A 16,328-nucleotide genomic window follows, 5' to 3' on the forward strand; every position below is an offset into this window, starting at 1 on the left:
ACTATAAAGTGTAGGGCGATTTGTCCAAATTAGAACAAGCTTTCAAAAATACTTCATAAAATTTACAGAGCATTAGCAAGTGTTGGTACGATATGCAAGTTGTCATGCTCTACCTCGATACGGTTTGGCTGAATATAAATAGCCTTTAGCCCCATGAGAAGTGCTGGTGCAATTTCGTTAATAAAATTATCACCAATCGATACGGCTTCATGAGGCTGTATTTCAAATTCGTCTAAAATGGCTTGCATCTTTTCTTTTGTCTTAAGCGGTTTTTCACCTTCTGTATATAAACGATGAAACAGGCCATCCAGCTGCAGCTCTTTTAATAAACGGTTAACGTCTTCTTTCTCACTGTTTGTTAAAAGGACTAATTTTTTTTCGCCCCTCAAGCGTTTTAATGCCTGTTTGAGTCCAGGTGTTTTCGTCAGTTCAAACTGATTGGTTACCATATATTCTTTTGTTGCGTTGTAGCACTCCCACGTGTCAGCTTGCTTTAATCCGAAGTGCATCGCAGTTGCATAAGGAAGCCACCAGCCATCTCCTATTGCAATCAATCGTTCAAAATCATAAACCAGTTCACCTGAGAATTCTTTTTTGATCTTTTCATCTGGCCACTCTTGACCGTCAAATGACGACACCTTCGTCACTTGAAGCGTCATAGGATCAACCGTGACACTCGCATCGTTTTGGATATCATACACTTTTCCGATAGCAACAGGGTGTTTACCATTTTTCATGTTCTCATATGTATCCCAAAAGGCTTGCTTCTTCTCATCAGGTACCCTTTGTTGCAGCAAACGGCAGTAATAATCAAAATGATCTGTATCCTCATATAAAGTTCCGTCAAGATCGAATATGAGCAGCTTTGCTTCATCAATTATGTGTTTCACGTACATCCCTCCTCCTATTTATTGTAGTTTTCCCCATTTCAAAAAGTAAAGAAAAGTACGTTGACAGAAATTTACTTATCTTGTATGTTATAAGTGTACTATACACAGTAATACACATATAGTATATAAAGGTGGGATAAATATGATTTTAAATTTAGATCCCCGAAGCAATACTCCCATTTGGGAACAAGTTGTCCATCAGATCAAGGAACTGATATTGAAGGAAATTTTGTTACCAGAAGATAAATTGCCTTCGGTAAGAGAGCTATCAGCTACATTATTAATCAATCCAAATACAGTGAGCAAAGCCTATCAAGAATTAGAGCGCCAAGGAATTATTGAAACGTTGCGCGGAAAAGGAACATACGTATCAGCTTCGATCATACCAAGAGCAGATGACCAGAAGATAACTGAACTTAAGCAACAGCTCAAACAGCTAATGATTGAAGCTTCCTATTTGGGCATCGACAACCAAACGTTATTAAAATGGCTAGAGAAATATTCAGAAGAGCTTGGAGGGAAAAACGGTCATGCTGAAAGTAAGTAATGTTAGTAAAACAATAGAAGGAAATATCGTTTTAAATGATGTGAATATTACACTTGAGCCTGGTACCATTGCAGGTCTAGTAGGCCGAAACGGTGTCGGGAAATCTACACTGCTTCGCGTTATCGCTGGGATTTTAGATCCTGATGAAGGAAAAGTACTTTATAACGAAACCGATATTCATCAAGAACCTCAGATTAAGCAGAGAATTACGTATGTACCAGACTCAACTGAAATTTTAAAAAGCTATAGCGTTAAGGAAATTGTCATGCTTTATGATGCCATCTATAAAGATTTTGATGTGATGTATTTTTACTCACTATTAGACCGTTTTAAGCTTCCGAAAAATAAAAAGCTACGGACATATTCAAAAGGAATGAAGGCACTCTTCTTAATGATTCTTTCCTTTTCAACAAAAGCCGATCTTATCATTTTAGATGAACCGACAAACGGACTCGATCCGATCGTAAAACGAAACATTCTGCAATTTATCATAGAAGAAGTAAGCGAGAGACAATTGTGCGTGCTTATTTCGACCCACCATTTAGAAGAAGTCGAAAAGATGGCAGATTTGCTGATCATGATTAAAGAAGGACGAATTGAGTCTACCACGTCAATAGAAGATGCCAAATCTTCGTTTAGAAAAATTCAAGTCGTTTATAAACACTCACTGCCAGAAAAGGTTGCTCACCTAAATAATGTGAACATCCTGAATCAAACAGGACGTGTGTATACATTGATGATTAAAGGAAACATTGACGAGACACTTAATAAATTGCACCAGGAAAATCCTTTATTAATAGAAGAGCTTCCTATGACACTTGAAGACATTTTTATTTCATCACTTGGAGGTGAATCACATGTTTCATAAAGCATTGTGGATGAGAAATCAAAAACTCGGAAGCCCTGCAGTATGGGCGATTTACATTTCATTGTTCCTCTTTTTACCGTATTCGTTTTTCGGTAAAGCCCAAAGCATGTTAGCCGAGAAGCGTAATCCGTATCCTGATTCGCCTGAAAACTATTACTTAAACTTTCATTTTATAGGAGCGGATATTGTTTTATTTTTATTCTTAATTGTAGGTCTGGCTGCTCTTCTAATAGGCAGTGAAAGAACTACTCATGCCACTGACCTAACATTCTCACTGCCATTCAAACGTAAAGATATCTTTCTATCAAAATGGATGTTCGGGGTCGTTCATATCATTTCAGGACTGCTTCTAAATTTGTTATTATGTATGCTAATCGTGAAGTTTACGATATTATCAGAAGTCGTGAATTCTACTTTTATTCTAGAATTTATGACCATTGTAATCCCATTTTCTATCGCCATTTTTTCATTTAGCCTTTTTATAGGAACAATTGCAGGCAGCCTTGTCTCTCAATTGTTGCTTAGCGGAATATTTTTATTTTTCCCGATAGGATTTTTAATGTTAATTATAAACTTTTTAGAATTTCATGGAGTGTCACTGTACAATGTGAATAATCTTGAAAGCACACAAGCCTTCAAAGATATAATTACTAGTCTAACGCTTCCGATGTCAATAATAGACTTCAGGTATTTTGTTGACGTATCAGCCGGGAACGAGATGAATTCAGTAAACCGAATACCATTTGTTATGCTTTTCATCCCTTTAATATACACGGTCATCTCCGTTTTCATCGGTACTTATCTGTTTAGCAGAACGAAAAACGAAAACAATGGCAGATTACTAGTTTTTGAAAGGGGAAGAGGATTCTTTACTTTTGGTGTAATACTATGTTTTGCCTTAACATTTGGAATGCTCGGAGGCGGCATTTTTGGCGGTTACAATTCACCTTCTCTTATAGGGTATTACTTATCCGCAACAATTGGCGGTGTGCTGGCTTTCCTTATGTTAAAAAAATTAATTCATATACGTATGCAATTCGGAAAGTAATGTTTAAGAGCGGCTAATCCTGGCCGCTCTTTTTTGTTTGCCTCTTTTTTCTTTGGGCATCCTGTTAACAGCATGTTTAAAATGAGGGATGACTTTGGAAGGAATCTTAATTACCATCTACAGAACCGTTCTTGGCTTTGCCTTTTTACTTTTATTAATGAGGCTGCTTGGCAAAAAGCAACTCGGTGAACTAACGTTTTTTAACTATGCAACTGGAATCGCGATGGGTAATATTATCGGGGATATGGTCGTTCATAAAGAGATCACCGTGTGGGAAAGTTTAGCTTCTCTCTCCTTTTGGGCGATAGCGGTATTTGGTATTGAATTTCTTAACCGGCACTCACCTCTCCTCACAAAACTGACAAAGAGCCAGCCAACAATTTTAATAAAAAAAGGACAGCTGATGCAAAAGGAACTTAAACGAATGCAGATGTCGATGGACGATCTATTGATGCTGCTTAGGATTAGCTCAGTCTTTGACATCACAGATGTGGAATATGCCATCATGGAACCGAACGGCCAGTTGAGTATCCTGAAGAAGCCGCTCAAAGATTCTGTCACAAAAGAAGATTTAAATATTCCGCCAGAAGCACCTCTATATTTGCCTACCATGCTGATTTCAAACGGAGAAAAAATAGATCTGCCTTTTAACGAATACAATCTTTCTGATGAATGGTTTATTAGCCAGCTTAAGAGTGCCGGTTTTCAGGATGCGAAAGAAGTATTCTTTGCTCAGCTGCAGGATGACGGTGAAGTGTTTTTTGTGGAAAAAGAAAAAGGCAGCTGACTTTTCGTAATCAGCTGCTTTCTTCATTATTATTTTCCTTTTTTCACTTCATGCAGAAGGTCTGGGAAGTTTGTGAACATCCCTGTTACGCCCCAATCAATCAGCTTTTGCATTTCTTCTTTTTCGTTTACAGTATACGGATGGATCTCGAGTCCGTTTTGTACCGCTTTTTGTACGTATTCTTTGTTGATCATAGAGCTATTTGGCCCAATCCCAATGGCATATTGTTTGATGGCTTGTACTTCTGCATCCGATAATCCTGCAGGAGATGTGTACCACATAAGCTGCACTAATTTTACAGAAGGGTCGATCTGATTCATCTTCAATAAGCTTTCAGAGCTGAACGATTGGACTAAAAGCTTGTCTTTATTAATGCCATACTCATTTACGACATCTACAAGTTTTTGTTCCATACCTGGATATACTTCTGGTGATTTTGTTTCGATATAATAATTCGCATTCTTACCAAACGTTTGGAACACTTCTTCTAACGTTGGAACTTGAAGACCTTCGTACTCAGCTTTTGCTCTCTCTGGATACTTTTCATTAAACCAGCTGCCTGCATCAAGCTCTTTAATCTCTTTTAGCGTATAATCTTTAACCTCACCTGTTCCGTTTGTTGTACGGTCAAGTGTTTCGTCATGCATCGCAATCAATTCGCCGTCTTTTGTCATCTGGAGGTCGACTTCAATATAGTCGCCATGCATTTTTTCTCCCATTTTATAAGAAGTAATCGTGTGTTCCGGTGCATGTCCAGAAGCTCCTCGGTGTGCTACATTAAGAATCTCTTTATCTTTCTCTTTCGCGTCAGCCACAGTAAGATCAGCTCCTATGAAACTCAGACTTAAAGCAAGTGCTCCTACAGTCATTTTGAATGCTTTTTTCACGATATTGCACTCTCCCTTTGTTATAAGTGAACTACTATGCCACTTTAACAAGGGAGTATAAAAGTACGTTTACACGAGGGTAAACCGCATGTAAAGATATTGTATATAAAAAAAGCCAGTTCGTCATGTTCGAACCAGCTTTTGTCAGTTTATTTTCTTTTCTATCCTCACTTGCAGGTTAATTGAGAATCGCAAGGAAACGTGCCTCTACTTCGTTACACGCACCGTGGAAAGGAAGTGGCTTCTTGAAATTCAAAATAGTAAAGAGCCATTATAAGTTGCATAAAAGACTTCACTGACAAGTTGATTGGAGTGTAGGATGCGAGACTCCTGGGGGACAGGCGGGCAGGTGAGACACTTAAGAGTGAAACGTACAAATGTGGCTCACCGCCTGCCCCGCGGAAAGCGAGCATCTGAAACGGAAATCAACTACTCACATATACATCATTAAATGCGCAAACAGCTTTTAAAAATAAGGTTTATCTAAAAACCTCTTAATAGCAAACGCTACTCCGCTCTCGTCATTTTCCTTCGTTACGAATGCAGCCATTTCTTTGATTTCATCGACTGCATTTCCCATCGCTACTGGAAACCCTGCAATTTCGAGCATGGACACATCATTGTAGTTATCGCCGATTGCCATCGTATTCTCTAAAGAGATCCCTTTTAATTCTGCGTATTTCTTTAAAGCTACCCCTTTTTGTGCTTCACTGTTTGTAATTTCTAAGTTGTTGTCAGCAGATGAACTGACAGCGAGCTCACCTACACCTTGTAAGTGCTGAAATGCTCGTTGAAGTTTTGCTGTGTCGCTAGAGAATGCTAAGAATTTATATACTTCTAGATCTTCTTCATCCATTAGCTTATTAAAATCTCCTACAACACTTACAAGCCCCAAACGAAAACGGCGGAGCGCTGCTTTTTCAACATCGTCATCTGTTGCTTCAGGATTAGAAGTTAAAATGATATCCTTCATGACTTCAAACGCTTTTTCACGATTATCCGTGTACGTACCTTTACTCGTGTATAACTCATAATAAATGTCTTCTTTATCCAAGATCTTCTTTATATCTTCATATTGCTCAAAAGTTAGAGGGATAGAAGAAAGGATTTCCCAGTCTGGAGACCTAATTTCCGCCCCATTGACACAAATAAGCGGCAAATGCAGCTCAGCATCTTCTAATGCATGTCTTGCTTCATCATAAGATCGTCCTGTTGCAATCACAACATGATGTCCTTCTTCTACAGCTTTTAAGATCGTTTCGCTGTTTTCTTTTGTGACTTTTAACTGCTTATTAACTAAAGTTCCATCCATATCAATTGCTATTAATTTCATCTAATCATCCTTTATTGCTTAGTCCATTAGTAAGTTTACCCCTAAATGAAAGGGTGCTAATCATTATTTGAAGCTTATCAATTAACAAAAAAAAAGAGCTATACATAGCTCTCCGATTTTACAATAAATTAATCTTTATAAATAAATGATTGAACCATTTCTGTTACGGCATGAAAAATTTCAACTGCTTGGAAAGACAGAACAGATAATGCTGAGACGGAAAATACTCCTATAAGTAAAAATCGAATTAAATGAGGCATTTCGTATCTCCTCCTTTTACTTGTGATTATACGCCCGTCTTTTTCACAAATCAATTCATAAGGTTAATTATTCACAAAGTAAATTATGACAATATACTACAAGAACGTATAACCGTACAAAACTAAGATGGAGGATAACACCACGAGAATAACATTCAAGTTCAGCCACGCTGCGATAAATGCAGCTATTGCTCCAATCAAGCCATATAGATACGATTCTGAATTAATCGTTAATACTCCGGGGAAAATTAAAGCACCTAATATGGCAAATGGTACGTTTTTTAAGATCCCTTGCACTCTGGGATGAAGATGGTTCGTGTGAAAAAGGACAAGTGGGAGCATTCTTGGAATATAGGTTACGATTCCCATTCCGATAATTACCCATATTAATTGGTCACTCACTCTCTTCATCCCCTTTTATGAAAAACTCAATTGATACAGCTGCAATAATCGTTGATAAAATAATACCCCAGCCACCGCTTAAAGCTGGAATCAGTGAGAAAAAACAGTTTAAAATCGCTGCACTTGCTGCTAGAGCAATAACCTTCCTGCTTTTTTTGGCTGCTGGTACGAGCAGTGCAATAAACATTGCATAAAGTGCTATACCCATACTGTTTTGAAGGGACTGTGGCAAGCCTGATCCCATCACATATCCCACACCTGAAAACACAACCCAGCAGCTATATGCAACAAGTCCGAGACCAAGCAAATAGCTTCCTGTTATCTTTTTCTCAGGTGAAGTTGCAGCAACAGAAAAGGTTTCATCCGTAATGAAAAAAGCATATATCGCTTTTAACCATTTTGGGTCTTCTTCCGCCCTTTCTTTAAGAGAAGCACTCATCAGAAGATGTCTGATATTCATGATGAACGTTGTGAGAATCAGCTCTGCGGCTCCGCTCGCTGCAGCAATCATCGATAAAGCAATATATTGAGAAGCACCGGCAAATACAATAATACTCATTCCTACTGTTTCAAAAAGACTTAAACCTGCAGCTTTAGCAAGTAAACCAAATGTGAACGCAACAGGCATATAGCCGATCGCAATCGGCAAACCCGCTTGTATACCCTTTTTCCAATGACCAGAAGTTTGTTCTCTGTGTAAAGCAGGGCTTGGCATCATCTTTGTTCATCTCCGTCTTTGTATGGTATGAATTGTGTCTAAATTGTAGGGGGTCTGTCCCCGGGACAGACCCCCTACAATTTATTTTACTTCTCGCCTGTAATCGTACGAAGAATTAGATCCACACTATCAGACGCTTTAAAGCTTTCCATGTTTCGCTTTATATTCTCTTGATCAACCTTTAAGTCTTTTAGTGAAGAAATCAGCGTGGCTTTCGTTAGTTCTTCTTCATACAAAACGTGACAATAGCCTTGTTTTTCAAAAGATTGAGCGTTAAGAATCTGATCTCCCCGGCTCGCCGCTCTTGAAAGCGGGATTAGCAGCATCGGAATCTTGAGTGTCAGCCATTCAAAGATACTGTTCGATCCAGCGCGCGAAATCACGAAGTCTGTCGCAGCAACAACATCTGGCAATTCACTTTGAATATATTCAAACTGACGATATCCTTCCGTGTTTTGCAAGCTTTCATCCAGGTTTCCTTTTCCGCAAATGTGTACGATTTGATAAGAACGAAGCAGTTCAGGCAGTCCTTCACGAAGTGCTTCGTTAATTTTTCGCGCCCCTAAGCTTCCACCCATAATAGTTAAGACGGGCAGATGGCTTCTGAATCCCAAGAAAGAAAGTCCTTTTTCTTTAGAGCCTTGCAGAAGCTCATCGCGAATAGGTGATCCAGTTACAATGGCTTGCCCTGCTGCAAAATGTTTTTTGGCTTCGTCAAACGTAACAAAAATCTTTGAAGCAAACTTAGACGAAATTTTATTAGCAAGACCTGGTGTAATATCGGATTCATGAATGTAAACAGGAATGTTTCGCATCCGTGCAGCAATAACAACTGGTACAGCTACGAAACCTCCTTTTGAGAAAACAGCATCAGGCTTAATTTTGCCAAGCTTGAAATAAGCTTGTGCAACACCTGCCGCAACTTTAAAAGGATCTTTAATATTTTTTAAGTCAAAATAGCGACGCAGTTTTCCGCTAGAAATCCCGTAATACGGTACGTTTGTGCCATCTTGAATCAAGCTTTTTTCTATTCCATCAACAGAACCGATATAATGCAGGTCCCATCCCATTTTTTCTAATTTAGGTATTAATGCTAGATGCGGGGTTACGTGTCCAGCAGAACCACCGCCCGTTAAAACTAATTTCTTCAAACAGCATTCCTCACTTCTTTTATATCCGCGTGCTTGCTAAGAGCGGATTTTATCTTATCGCCATTTTAATATATGTAGCCAAAAAAAGAAAATGGCATGTGAGTGATAATTGTGTGTAAATTCTGATTGAGTTTCACACTTTTGATATTTATTTTGTAGGTTTAAGGGATTATCACTGAAAAATTCTTTCGAAAGCCTAGAATAGATGCCATTTAGTTTATCAAACGAGTTTTTGCTGATACAGGCTGGGGTATCAGTGTCTCTATTTCGAGAAATCAAGGAATTAATTCTAGAAATTCCGTACTTATTCCGGCGAGTTTTGGCGATAATACGGCGAGTATTGATCATATATCGGCGAGATGACAAACATCGACAAACCACAGTTAACCATATACCCTTAAGCCCAACAAAAAAACGGCCTATAAGACCGTTTTTTTCACATCGTCATTTACACTGAGCTTTTCTCTTTTTTACGCGCTGGCGGTACATGGATCGCTTTTCCGCTCACGTTTTCAACAGCTTCCACCCATGCCTCGTTCAAAGCAGGATGTGCGTATACCGGATAAGCGAGATCTTCCTCACGCGCAACCATCTCCAGTGCGTACGTTCCTGCTTGGATCATCTCGACAGCGCCCGCTCCCATCATATGAATACCAAGCACAACATCGCTCTTCGCATCCATTACCATCTTGGACAGGCCTTCTTTTTGACCAAGAATAGAAGCAAATCCGTTGCCGCTCATAGAGAATTGTCCGGTTTTTACTTCGTATCCTTCAGCAATTGCCTGTTTTTCTGTCAGCCCGACTGATGCTATCGGGGGATTCGTGTGCACCACATAAGGAACCAAACTTAAGTTGAACGCTGAACGAAGTCCTGCCATATGTTCAGCTGCAGTCTTTCCTTGTTTAATCGCTTTTGACGCTAACTTCATTCCAATCGTACAGTCCCCTGCTGCATAAATATTGCCTGCACTACTTTGGCTATGTTCGTTTACGATAATAAAACCTTTCTCGTCACGTTCGATTGAAATCGCTTCAAGACCAAGGCCATCAACATTCGGCGAGTAGCCAGCGGCATACAATACGTGAGTAGCCTCCACCGACACTTTCTCAACACCGTCTTTTGTCAACGTTACCGTCACGGTATCAGCAGTTTCCTCAGCGCTATCCCAACTATGATTCTTAAAGACTTTAATCTTGTTTTTCTTCAAAACACGCTGCAATTCTTTTTCGATGCTAGCGTCTAAACCAAAGCCTTCAGCCGGAACGACTATACTGACATCACTTCCAAGCTGCTTGTATGCCATAGCTGCCTCTAACGCGAAGTAGTCTTCACCATAGATTAAGAGACTTACCGGAACCTCGTTCAGCTCCCACAACGTATGCGGTGTCATCACTCGGTGAGATAGAGATGCGTGATCTGGCAATAACGGCGAACTTCCCGTAGCAATAAGAGCGTGCTCGAATTCGTACATTTCAAAGTGATGACCAGAGTCGATTCCGATTCTCTCACCAGACATAAAGGATGCCGTACCCGTTAAATGCTCGATCTTGTTCGCTTTAATCAGCGCTTCTACTCCCTTTTGAAGTCCAGCTACAACAGAAGAATAATAGTTTGTGAACGTATCATACTCAAAACTCGCGTTTGGAACCGAAATTCCCATCTGTTTGTATTGAGACAATCCTGAAAAATTAGCTGCTGTCTGCGTCAGGCTCTTAGAAGGGATACATCCCTTATGAAGACAAACACCGCCTAGCTTTTCTTTTTCAATCAGCGTGACTTCCATTCCCAGCTGAGCCGCACGGATCGCTGCATGGTATCCGCCAGGTCCGCCGCCGATAATCACCAGCTGTCGTTTTGTTGCAAAATCACCTACAACCATCTATATCAGCTCCAGTGTCATGAAGTAAGGATTCTCGATGAGTTCTTTTACACGATTCGTGAACATAACAGCCGTTGCTCCGTCTGCCACACGGTGATCAAACGACATGGATACGTTCATCATCGAACGGATAACGATCTCGTTGCCGACAACTACTGGCGTTTTCTTTGTTTTATGAAAAGCCATAAGCGCCACTTCTGGGTGATTAATGATCGGTGTCGCTGCAATCGATCCAAGCGGTCCAACGTTGGATATTGTAAACGTGCCACCCGTCATATCTGAACCCTTCAACTTGTTCGTCTTAGCACGCGTGATTTTGTCTTTCATGTCATGCGCAATGTCTCTTACATTTCTCTGTTCCACATGAGAGATTACCGGTACGATCAGACCTTCATCAGAGTCAGTGGCGATGCCGATATTTACGTTTTTCTCTAATCGAATCACTTCATTCTCTTCATCCAGCTTCGCGTTGAAAATTGGGAAGTCTTTTAGCGCGATTTGAATGGCTTTTACAAAGAAAGCAGCAACGGACACGTTCATGCCGCGTTTGTTTTCAGGATCCATCGCTTTTAGCTGTTTCTTTAGCTCCATTACTGCCGTCACGTCAATTTCTTCAAAATGGGTAACGTGCGGAATCGTCGCAAGAGATTGAACCATTTTCTTGGCGATCTGTTTTCTGCGTCCTTTAAACGGAATCTCTTCCGCATTTTTTGTCGCAAATGATGGAGCTGTATTCACTTCTTCAGGAGCCTCAGTCTCTATCTTCTCTTCTGCTTTTGGCACTGAGCCATTCTCGATAAAGTTATACACGTCCTGATCGGTTACACGCCCGCCAGCTCCTGTGCCGGTGATCTGTTCAATATCCACACCGTTCTCACGAGCAATTTTTCTTGTAAAAGGAGCTGCAAGAACACGCTTGTTCAGTGTTGCGATGCCTCCTGCAAATGTGGTGTTGCTTGGAGCTTTGACGATTTTATCAACGACTGGCTGTTCTGAAGCATTCACCTTGTCTTCTGCTTTTGAAGATGGTGACGTTGGTGTTGAAGCCGCTTCGATCGTTAAGATAACCGATCCGACTGTTACCACATCACCTTCTTTTACTTTGATGTCTTTAATCGTTCCGGCTGCAGGTGAAGGAAGTTCTGCCGTTACTTTATCCGTTTGTACTTCTACTAGCGGCTGGTCAATTTTTACGGAATCGCCTGTTTTAACAAAAAAGTGAATGACTTCTCCCTCGTGCATACCTTCTCCGATATCATGCAATTTCACTTCTACCACTGAACTCACCTCCTAAAATTGCGTTACTTTTTCAATCGCCTGCACAACACGTTCTGCGCTCGGCAGATAGTGATCTTCCAGTGCAAACATCGGTACTGGTGTATCGAACCCTGTTACGCGCTCGATTGGCGCTTTCATATAAAGGAAAGATGTATCGTTAATGAGTGACATGATGGTCTCGCCAAGTCCGCCGGTTCCCGGTGCTTCGTGAACAATTACTGCACGGCCTGTTTTTTGAACGCTCTCTGCAATCATCTCTTTATCTAACGGATAAAGGGAACGAAGGTCGATCACATCACAATTAATGCCTTTTTCTTCTGCCGTCTTCGCAGCTTTCATTACGACATCGATCATTGCACCGTATGCAAAAACCGTTACATCGTCCCCTTCCTGAAGACGAGCTGCTTTTCCGAGTGGAACATTGTACTTGCCATCAGGAACATCCATCTTTGTACTTCTATAACAGCGCATCGGCTCTAAGAATAAAACCGGGTCTGGATCTTCAATCGCAGAAATCAGCATGCCTTTTGCGTCGTAAGGATTAGAAGGAACAACAACTTTCATTCCTGGCATTCCCGTAAATAGAGCTTCAACGGAATCTGAGTGGATTTCCGGTGCGCGCACGCCTGCTCCAAAAGGTGCACGAATGACCATCGGCACGGTAAAAGCGCCAAGCGTTCTCGCACGAATTCGGGATGCATGTGTCATGATCTGGTTAAACGCTGGATAGATGAACCCAAGGAATTGCATTTCAGCGATCGGTTTGAATCCGTTCATCGCAAGTCCGATTGATGTCCCGATAATGCCAGACTCGGCAAGCGGTGTATCAATAACGCGCTTTTCACCAAATTCAGCAACAAGGCCGTCCGTTGCACGGAACACTCCGCCATTTTGACCAACGTCTTCGCCAAGCACGATTACGTTTTCCTGCTCTTTCATCATTACTCTCATGCCGTCTGTTACGGCTTGAACCATCGTTAATTTCTTCGTATCAACTGCCGTTGTCATTAGCGATCACCTCTTGAATGAGCGTATGCTTTCTTTTGGCTTTCAATCGGCCAAGGATTTTCCGCAAAAACATGATCAAACACATCATTATAATGTGGTGCTGGCGTCTCTTCCATTTCTTTTACCGCTGCTTCTATCTCAGCTGTTAGTGATTCTTGGAGGTCTGCAGCCCATTTCTCATCCCACATGTTTTCGTTTTTCATAAAACGTTCTAGTCGTAAAATTGGATCTGTCATTTCACGGCGACTTGTTGACTCGTCTTGATTTCTATATTTAGAAGGATCATCAGCGGTTGTATGTGCGCCATAACGCCACGTTACTGCCTCAATGAGTGTCGGTCCTTCTCCTTTTCGTGCGCGTTCAACTGCAGTACGCGTGTGGAAGTAGACAGCAAACACATCATTTCCGTCTAGACGAACGCCTTCCATCTCATAAGCTACCGCTTTCTGTGCGATCGTTTTACTTTTCATCTGCTTTTCAATCGGAACCGAAATCGCGAATCCATTGTTTTGGTTAAAGAAAATAACAGGTGCATTGAACACGCTCGCAAAGTTCAATCCTTCATGAAAATCTCCTTCAGAAGTTGCACCGTCACCAAAGTAGACGATGGAAGCGCGGTCTGTTCCTTTTAACTTTTCAGCCCAAGCTGCACCCGTTGCATGCAGAAGCTGTGACGCGATCGGAACGGCTGGAGGGAATATGTTCTTTCCTTCTGGCGGAATACACCCTTCTTGGCGTCCTTTCCAATAAAGGAAGAGTGTTTTTAGCGAATGTCCAAAAGTCATTGTAGCCGCATGATCACGATAGGTCGGGAACATCCAGTCACCCTCACCCATAGCCATGGCGCTTCCGATCTGTGACGCTTCTTGGCCCTCAAACGGAACGTACGTACCAATCCGTCCTTGACGCTGAAGGTTTACCCCTTTGCGGTCAAAAAGTCTTGAACGAAGCATCTTCGTATAAAGCTCTTTCGTCAGTTCCTCTGTGATCTCACCGCGGTATGTTTCATCATTCCACTCGCCGTTCTCATTAATGATCTGCAATTTCGGAAATAACTTTTCCATGGTTAAAGTCCCTCCTTAGTTTCGAACCTGCCATTTTGGTCTTCTGTTATGAGCAAAAAAGCTGTTGCGTTTTGTTCTAGCAGCAAGCTTCTCTTCACAGAAAAGGTTAGCGGCTTCCATCGTTGAAATATTGTTTCTCGTGCTCTCACTATAAATCTGGATCAAGCTATCATAGATCGCTCTAGTTTTGGTTAAAACGCGTGCCTTGTTCGGCCCGTACAGTTCATCAGCCACCTGAATTAAGCCGCCAGCGTTTACGATATAATCCGGTCCATAAAGAATGCCTTGCTGCTGCAGATAGAGACCGTGTTTGTCTTCAAGAAGCTGGTTGTTGGCGCTTCCTACGATCGCTTTTACTTTTAACTTGTCAATCGTCTCGTCGTTAATGATTCCGCCAAGTGCGCACGGAATAAAGATATCTGCATCTACTCCATAAATGTCGTTTCCTTCTACAACTTCCACATTCCCAGGCAGTAATTCTGCTCTTTCTTGAATCATTTTTAACGCGTTTTCATTAATGTCTGTTACATAGATTTGCGCGCCTGCTGCGAGTAACTGTTCAGCAACTTTAAATCCTACTTTTCCTAATCCTTGAATAGAATAAGCTTTGCCTGCTAATTCGTCCGTTCCTTCAAGCGTTTGGATTGTTGCTTGAAGACCGTAAATTACCCCTTGAGCCGTTGGAACAGAAGAGTCACCGCTTCCGCCATATTCTTCTGGAACACCGACGATACAGTTTGTTTCTTTTAATGCATGAACAAAATCATCAGGCGTCGTCCCCATGTCCGTTCCTGTGTAAAATCTTCCGTTTAACGAATCAACGAATTGACCGAAAGCACGGAACAACTCTGGTGATTTATCAGAAGTGGGATCTCCGATAATGACTGATTTTCCGCCTCCAAAGTCCACGTCTGCTCCTGCACACTTGTACGTCATTCCTTTTGAAAGGCGTAGAACATCTTCAAGTGCTTCGTCAACTGACGCATATGGCCTCATTCTGCATCCGCCAAGAGCAGGTCCAAGCGTTGTATTATGTATAGCAATGATTGCCTTGAGACCTGTCGATGGATCGTTACAAAAAACAACTTGCTCGTGCTGTGATATTTTTTCAAACATGTGTAAATCCCCCTAGTATGTCTCTTCTCACTTTGTTTCTCTTTTACTTTGCTGCTTTAAAGTGCAAGCGCTTTCATTAAAATGCAAAAAAATATTATATTTTCATCTCTTCAATTTTCTGTGCGATTGCTGCTCTCGGTAAGATATACTGCGTAACTTCTCCCTCACCCGCAACCGCTTTTCCGTTATAGACGGTCACATCACAGATGACAGCTTTCCCGTTTATTTCTCTCAATGTGGCTGTAACTGAAAGTTCGGCGCCTTCTGGAGTCGGTGCCATATGTTTTGCCGCTATTCCTCCGCCGATTCCTTCCTCATGTTCTTCAAGATATGGCAATATGATCTGTCGAGCTGCCCACTCCATATGGTAAACCATGCTGACAGTCGAATATGCTGGATGAACCAGCTTCCCTTCAAATTGAGCAAACATATCGGGTGTAACGGTAGCTGTGATGGTAGCCGTTTGGCCTACCTCCATGCCTGGTTTCATGCACACACCTCATATCTTTCATCTAATTTATATAACGTTTTCTTAACGTAATCATATCATTTTGTGTGATAGTCGGTCAATGAATCGCCTGAATTGTTCAGTTTGAAAGGAATATGAAAAATGTGCAAAAATGGTAGTGGAAGTGTGCTAACTGATGAATGAGTGTTTATTCTGTAATCCATTGAGTTTTCCTAAACAAAAAATAGTGTTAGAGAATGATAGCTGCTACTTTCTGCAAAGTCCGAAAGCACAAGATATCTTGAAAGGTGCGGGCTTAATTATTCCGAAGGCCCATAAAGAAACCGTATTTGATTTAAGTGAAAAAGAGTGGACAGACACATACGAATTGATGCAGAAAGCGAAGAAATTGTTGGATATGGAGTATGAACCAGACGGTTACAGCACGGGCTGGAACGTCAATCCAGTCGGCGGCCAAAGTATTCCGCATGCACATTTTCACATCATACCTCGATTTAGCGATGAGCCGTTTGCTGGTAGAGGAATCCGGTCGTGGATCAAGTCCGAGGCCAACCGCAGGCCTGGTAAGGTGCGAGAGGTTTTATAAAGAGCTGCTATTCTTTTTTATGTGATTGGAGCGC

Annotated in this window: 19 protein-coding genes; 6 read left to right on the forward strand and 13 right to left on the reverse strand. The window is 41.3% G+C overall.

Translation table 11 applies throughout. From position 1 onward, the window contains the following. Positions 1 to 62: 62 nt before the first annotated feature. Positions 63 to 890 carry an HAD family hydrolase gene (locus QUF49_RS16890; protein WP_289496842.1) on the reverse strand — a complete coding sequence of 276 codons (828 nt, stop codon included), beginning with the start codon at positions 888 to 890 and terminating at the stop codon, positions 63 to 65. Between the two features lie 142 nt (positions 891 to 1,032). On the opposite strand from QUF49_RS16890, the gene QUF49_RS16895 reads away from it, so the two are divergent. From QUF49_RS16895 to QUF49_RS16910, 4 genes are all read left to right on the forward strand, one after another. After that, entirely contained in the window at positions 1,033 to 1,437 is a 405-nt protein-coding gene (locus tag QUF49_RS16895; RefSeq protein ID WP_289496843.1) for a GntR family transcriptional regulator, read from the forward strand. Continuing rightward, positions 1,421 to 2,305, forward strand: a complete 885-nt coding sequence (locus tag QUF49_RS16900) for an ABC transporter ATP-binding protein (protein WP_289496844.1) — start codon at positions 1,421 to 1,423, stop codon at positions 2,303 to 2,305. The genes QUF49_RS16895 and QUF49_RS16900 overlap by 17 nt, the downstream gene beginning before the upstream one ends. Then, the gene (locus QUF49_RS16905) at positions 2,295 to 3,353 is read left to right on the forward strand and encodes a hypothetical protein (protein WP_289496845.1); all 1,059 of its coding nucleotides are present in this window, start codon (positions 2,295 to 2,297) and stop codon (positions 3,351 to 3,353) included. The genes QUF49_RS16900 and QUF49_RS16905 overlap by 11 nt, the downstream gene beginning before the upstream one ends. Positions 3,354 to 3,447: 94 nt before the next feature. Next, complete coding sequence (locus QUF49_RS16910; protein WP_289496846.1) at positions 3,448 to 4,140, forward strand: DUF421 domain-containing protein; 693 nt, start codon at positions 3,448 to 3,450, stop codon at positions 4,138 to 4,140. 29 nt (positions 4,141 to 4,169) lie between these two features. On the opposite strand, the gene QUF49_RS16915 is transcribed toward QUF49_RS16910, so the two are convergent. Continuing rightward, a complete protein-coding gene (locus QUF49_RS16915) occupies positions 4,170 to 5,009 on the reverse strand; it encodes a glycerophosphodiester phosphodiesterase (protein ID WP_425590503.1) in 840 nt (279 codons plus the stop codon). 337 nt (positions 5,010 to 5,346) lie between these two features. On the opposite strand from QUF49_RS16915, the gene QUF49_RS16920 reads away from it, so the two are divergent. Beyond that, complete coding sequence (locus QUF49_RS16920) at positions 5,347 to 5,478, forward strand: hypothetical protein (protein WP_289496848.1); 132 nt, start codon at positions 5,347 to 5,349, stop codon at positions 5,476 to 5,478. 15 nt (positions 5,479 to 5,493) lie between these two features. Here QUF49_RS16920 and QUF49_RS16925 read toward each other — a convergent pair whose 3' ends face one another. From QUF49_RS16925 to QUF49_RS16975, 11 genes are all read right to left on the reverse strand, one after another. After that, entirely contained in the window at positions 5,494 to 6,360 is an 867-nt protein-coding gene (locus QUF49_RS16925) for a Cof-type HAD-IIB family hydrolase (RefSeq protein WP_289496849.1), read from the reverse strand. A gap of 128 nt (positions 6,361 to 6,488) precedes the next feature. After that, the gene (locus QUF49_RS16930) at positions 6,489 to 6,620 is read right to left on the reverse strand and encodes a hypothetical protein (RefSeq protein WP_289496850.1); all 132 of its coding nucleotides are present in this window, start codon (positions 6,618 to 6,620) and stop codon (positions 6,489 to 6,491) included. A gap of 96 nt (positions 6,621 to 6,716) precedes the next feature. Further along, a complete protein-coding gene (locus QUF49_RS16935; RefSeq protein ID WP_289496851.1) occupies positions 6,717 to 7,022 on the reverse strand; it encodes an AzlD domain-containing protein in 306 nt (101 codons plus the stop codon). After that, positions 7,015 to 7,737: an AzlC family ABC transporter permease gene (locus QUF49_RS16940; RefSeq protein ID WP_289497687.1), complete on the reverse strand. Its 723-nt coding sequence runs from the start codon at positions 7,735 to 7,737 to the stop codon at positions 7,015 to 7,017. Before QUF49_RS16940 ends, QUF49_RS16935 begins: the two co-directional genes overlap by 8 nt. A gap of 89 nt (positions 7,738 to 7,826) precedes the next feature. Then, positions 7,827 to 8,891 carry an undecaprenyldiphospho-muramoylpentapeptide beta-N-acetylglucosaminyltransferase gene (locus QUF49_RS16945; protein ID WP_289496852.1) on the reverse strand — a complete coding sequence of 355 codons (1,065 nt, stop codon included), beginning with the start codon at positions 8,889 to 8,891 and terminating at the stop codon, positions 7,827 to 7,829. A 448-nt stretch (positions 8,892 to 9,339) separates the two neighbouring features. Beyond that, on the reverse strand, positions 9,340 to 10,773 hold the full coding sequence (gene lpdA / locus QUF49_RS16950; RefSeq protein WP_289496853.1) for a dihydrolipoyl dehydrogenase: 1,434 nt from the start codon (positions 10,771 to 10,773) through the stop codon (positions 9,340 to 9,342). Continuing rightward, entirely contained in the window at positions 10,774 to 12,051 is a 1,278-nt protein-coding gene (locus QUF49_RS16955) for a dihydrolipoamide acetyltransferase family protein (protein ID WP_289496854.1), read from the reverse strand. A 12-nt stretch (positions 12,052 to 12,063) separates the two neighbouring features. Then, positions 12,064 to 13,059 (reverse strand): alpha-ketoacid dehydrogenase subunit beta, encoded by a 996-nt coding sequence (locus QUF49_RS16960; protein ID WP_289496856.1) that lies wholly within the window; start codon positions 13,057 to 13,059, stop codon positions 12,064 to 12,066. Then, positions 13,059 to 14,123 (reverse strand): pyruvate dehydrogenase (acetyl-transferring) E1 component subunit alpha, encoded by a 1,065-nt coding sequence (gene pdhA, locus QUF49_RS16965; protein ID WP_289496857.1) that lies wholly within the window; start codon positions 14,121 to 14,123, stop codon positions 13,059 to 13,061. The genes QUF49_RS16960 and pdhA overlap by 1 nt, the downstream gene beginning before the upstream one ends. 15 nt (positions 14,124 to 14,138) lie before the next feature. Beyond that, positions 14,139 to 15,239 carry a Leu/Phe/Val dehydrogenase gene (locus QUF49_RS16970; protein ID WP_289496858.1) on the reverse strand — a complete coding sequence of 367 codons (1,101 nt, stop codon included), beginning with the start codon at positions 15,237 to 15,239 and terminating at the stop codon, positions 14,139 to 14,141. A gap of 94 nt (positions 15,240 to 15,333) precedes the next feature. After that, positions 15,334 to 15,729: a thioesterase family protein gene (locus QUF49_RS16975; protein WP_289496860.1), complete on the reverse strand. Its 396-nt coding sequence runs from the start codon at positions 15,727 to 15,729 to the stop codon at positions 15,334 to 15,336. Between the two features lie 205 nt (positions 15,730 to 15,934). On the opposite strand from QUF49_RS16975, the gene QUF49_RS16980 reads away from it, so the two are divergent. Next, positions 15,935 to 16,294, forward strand: coding sequence for an HIT family protein (locus tag QUF49_RS16980; RefSeq protein WP_353958313.1), 360 nt, complete (start codon positions 15,935 to 15,937; stop codon positions 16,292 to 16,294). Positions 16,295 to 16,328 lie beyond the last annotated feature (34 nt).

Source organism: Fictibacillus sp. b24 (genome assembly GCF_030348825.1).
Classification (GTDB): domain Bacteria; phylum Bacillota; class Bacilli; order Bacillales; family Fictibacillaceae; genus Fictibacillus.